General features: G+C 53.3%; 4 protein-coding genes. 3 read left to right on the top strand and 1 reads right to left on the bottom strand.

Annotated elements, in window-relative coordinates; all coding sequences use genetic code 11:
• The 3 genes from CR46_RS18600 to CR46_RS0117610 all read left to right on the top strand — a co-directional run.
• Positions 1-197, top strand: a 197-nt coding sequence (locus CR46_RS18600) for a hypothetical protein (protein ID WP_035537045.1), incomplete at its 5' end; no start/stop codon positions are given.
• Positions 198-589: 392 nt separating this feature from the next.
• Positions 590-1,174 carry a hypothetical protein gene (locus tag CR46_RS18030; protein ID WP_051690217.1) on the top strand — a complete coding sequence of 195 codons (585 nt, stop codon included), beginning with the start codon at positions 590-592 and terminating at the stop codon, positions 1,172-1,174.
• Positions 1,167-1,424, top strand: a complete 258-nt coding sequence (locus tag CR46_RS0117610; RefSeq protein ID WP_030074921.1) for a hypothetical protein — start codon at positions 1,167-1,169, stop codon at positions 1,422-1,424. The genes CR46_RS18030 and CR46_RS0117610 overlap by 8 nt, the downstream gene beginning before the upstream one ends.
• Here the strand turns inward: CR46_RS0117610 and mobV are convergent.
• Positions 1,421-2,671 (bottom strand): MobV family relaxase, encoded by a 1,251-nt coding sequence (gene mobV, locus CR46_RS18035; protein WP_051690218.1) that lies wholly within the window; start codon positions 2,669-2,671, stop codon positions 1,421-1,423. The two genes, CR46_RS0117610 and mobV, sit on opposite strands and share 4 nt — an antisense overlap.
• Between the last annotated feature and the right edge of the window lie 183 nt (positions 2,672-2,854).

Here is a 2,854-nt window from a genome sequence, read left to right on the forward strand (position 1 = left end):
TTTTCGTGCCTCAAAAGGTGAGCCAGGCGCTGCGCCCTGGACCCGCTAACACCAACCAGCCTAACGGCTGGGCGCTTCGCGAAAACCTGTTTGGCAAGGTGGTGGGTGGGCTGTTTCATAGCTGTCACCGAGCTACTCAGCCATACCACCTGACCTGCCCTCATCCGTTACCGCTCGTTCCTCGCTGCATCCGCTAACGCGGATAAACCCCCTATTCCTGCCAAACGGGGTTTGCAGTGAATGGGTTAAAAAATCGGAACGATTCACACACCAGGCATCCAGGCTCCGCAGAATTTTTAATTCTGCGGAGCGTGGTGCCCAACAACGAGGAGGAACGACGAGGCGTTAGTTGCTGACAGGTGCTTTTCGCTGCGCTCAAAGCACCTTACTGAAGAAGGAAGAAGCGAAACCCAAAAAACCGCACAACCACGGGGAGGCAATGCGCGCCCCACGCGTACTCAATGCGCGTGGGGCGCGTACTGGATTGTCAAAAACAAAGCTCTAATTGACCATTTGTTATTTTCATGCCATTTTTTGACCATATAAGTCGCAAGGCATGACAACAGTTGTCTCAATACAAGGGGTCAAAATGAGCACACGCGTAAAGCCAGTCCCAAGTCGGAAGAAAGGCGTCCAGGCTTTTCCTGAAAACCCTTTCTGGAAAGACACGAAGGTCAAAATAGGGACAAAGAGAATCACTGTAACGGGTGGAGCATACATTTCAGATGGGGGCGAAGAGGTTAAGCACGGAGGTATCCATGTAGTCCGTGACGTTGACGAAAGTGAGTTCCTGAAGGTCTACACGAAAAACGTTCGGGCCATTTTCGACCTAAAGCCCACCAGTCAGCGTGTGCTGCAGTATCTGATGGTCGAACTCCAAAAAACCCCAAACGCTGACGCTGTTTATTTAGCTTGGGTTGGCGTTGAAGAATACTTCTCTGAAAATGACATTGAAGTATCTCGATCGGCATTTCAGAGAGCACTCAAAGAGCTAATAGAGAAAGGATTTATTGCAGAAAGCACCCGTCCAGCGATGTTTTGGTTCAATCCGAATTTGTTCTTCAACGGCAATCGCATGTCATTCGTGCACGAATACCGCCGGAAGCCACCAGAACCTGAGGGTGATGCACATCTCCAACTCGATGCCCTTAGCGAGGAAAGTAACGATGATTGAGCAATGGCACAACGACCGCGCCCAGGAGCTACTATCGGCAGCAGGGTGGGGCAGTGATAAATCACCAGAATGGCATGCAGGGCTGCATAACGCGGTAGCGTGGCACTTAGCAGAGCAACCCATTGGATATGGCCGTTCAGCGTGCCCGTATGACGTTAAAACGGCTCAAAGAGATGCGTGGCTGGCTGGTTGGCACTATGGGCAGGCCCGGTGCTTGGAAGAGGGCAGGGAAGCCCTCTTAGGCGTCTAGGGGCCTTTGGGGCCGTTATCCAGGCCGGATCTCTTCCACTCGGTTTCGCGTCGTACATGCTCCTGCAGTGAGCCATGCTCAACAAGCGCTTTACGCCCTTCTGGGGTCACGCTGCCGTCGTCATACGTGACCCAGTTTAGGCGGTCTACAGCGTCAGCCATTGGCCTGTCGTTACTGAATAACGCACGCATCTGCGTTATGCGCTGGTCGTCTGGCAGTGCCGCGAGATCAAGCGACAATTCTTGAACTGCGGTTAGTGATATTGGGCGATGCTGAGCTAGCCAGCGATCTCGCTCAGCCTCCCAAATTCTCTTATTCTCTTGCCACTCATCTAGCTGATTTGCTGCTGCAAATAGCTCCCTTTTACGGGTTTCGTATGCTGTTTCTCTCTTATCCAGATCGGTCTTGAGGGCCGCTAAACGCCCTTCTAGCGCTTTTGCCTCCTCTAGTCTTGCCGCGGCGCATTTCATCGCCTCGGCGGCCTCCTGGGCCGATTTGGAGACCTGTTCTTCGTCACGCTTTAGCTGTTCTATCCGGCCGCTAAATTTCTCAACGAGCGCCTGATTTCTCCTGTAGATCTCTTCTGTTTTCTGCCTGTGGCTCTCGATATCCGCCTTCTCTTTGGCTATTTCACGCTCTCGCTCTTGTAGTGCTGCCTCGCGTTCATCCAATTTACTGTGGCCATCACGCCAGGCAGCTAGTGTTGTGTGCTGCCGATCAGGGTTCGGCTTGCCACGTTCAACACCAAAACGCGCCTGGTGATTCGCAAAATCGGTTTGTAGCTGTCGCATCTTGCCACGGCCACCAACCCACCGCTTAGCGTTCAATTTGCCGCTGTCAGGGTCGACAGGCACAACCATGATATGAGCGTGGGGCGTACTCTCATCATTGTGCTGAACCGCGCATACGACGTTATCAGAGCCAAATTTCTGCTTTAGCCAATCAACTGCGCTGTCGAAATATTCATCCACCTGGCTGGGGTTCTGGTCGAACCAGTCAGGCGTGGCAGTGACGACAAACTCCAGGACGCGAACCGCGTCTTTTCGGAATTTGTCAGGCGTCCGGCCGGCTATCGCTGACCGGATCGCCGCCGCATCGTCGTGGCCAGGGCCAACGATTGAGCGATTTAAGTGCTGACGCGCAGGGTCAGCGTTTGGCGTTGGACGGCTACGTGCTATGTGGCTAACAGCGCCTGTAATCGGTGCGCCAGTTTTAAGCTTGGCGAATCGCATGATGGCGAATGACATGGCAGGTTCCCTGGGTTTGCACTATTGCAAAGGCTATATACTTAACAAAAGTATATAGCCTTTGCAAAGTGTACTCACTAGCCTTTTTCGTGCCTCAAAAGGTGAGCCAGGCGCTGCGCCCTGGACCCGCTAACACCAACCAGCCTAACGGCTGGGCGCTTCGCGAAAACCTGTTTGGCAAGG

The sequence above is a fragment of the Vreelandella neptunia genome (assembly GCF_000712975.1).
GTDB classification, from domain to species: Bacteria; Pseudomonadota; Gammaproteobacteria; order Pseudomonadales; family Halomonadaceae; genus Vreelandella; species Vreelandella qaidamensis.

Bases quoted from the DNA above. Each gene is read 5' to 3' on its own strand.
- mobV (WP_051690218.1), bottom strand. From the start codon at position 2,671: ATGTCATTCGCCATCATGCGATTCGCCAAGCTTAAAACTGGCGCACCG.
- CR46_RS18030 (WP_051690217.1), top strand. From the start codon at position 590: ATGAGCACACGCGTAAAGCCAGTCCCAAGTCGGAAGAAAGGCGTCCAG.
- CR46_RS0117610 (WP_030074921.1), top strand. From the start codon at position 1,167: ATGATTGAGCAATGGCACAACGACCGCGCCCAGGAGCTACTATCGGCA.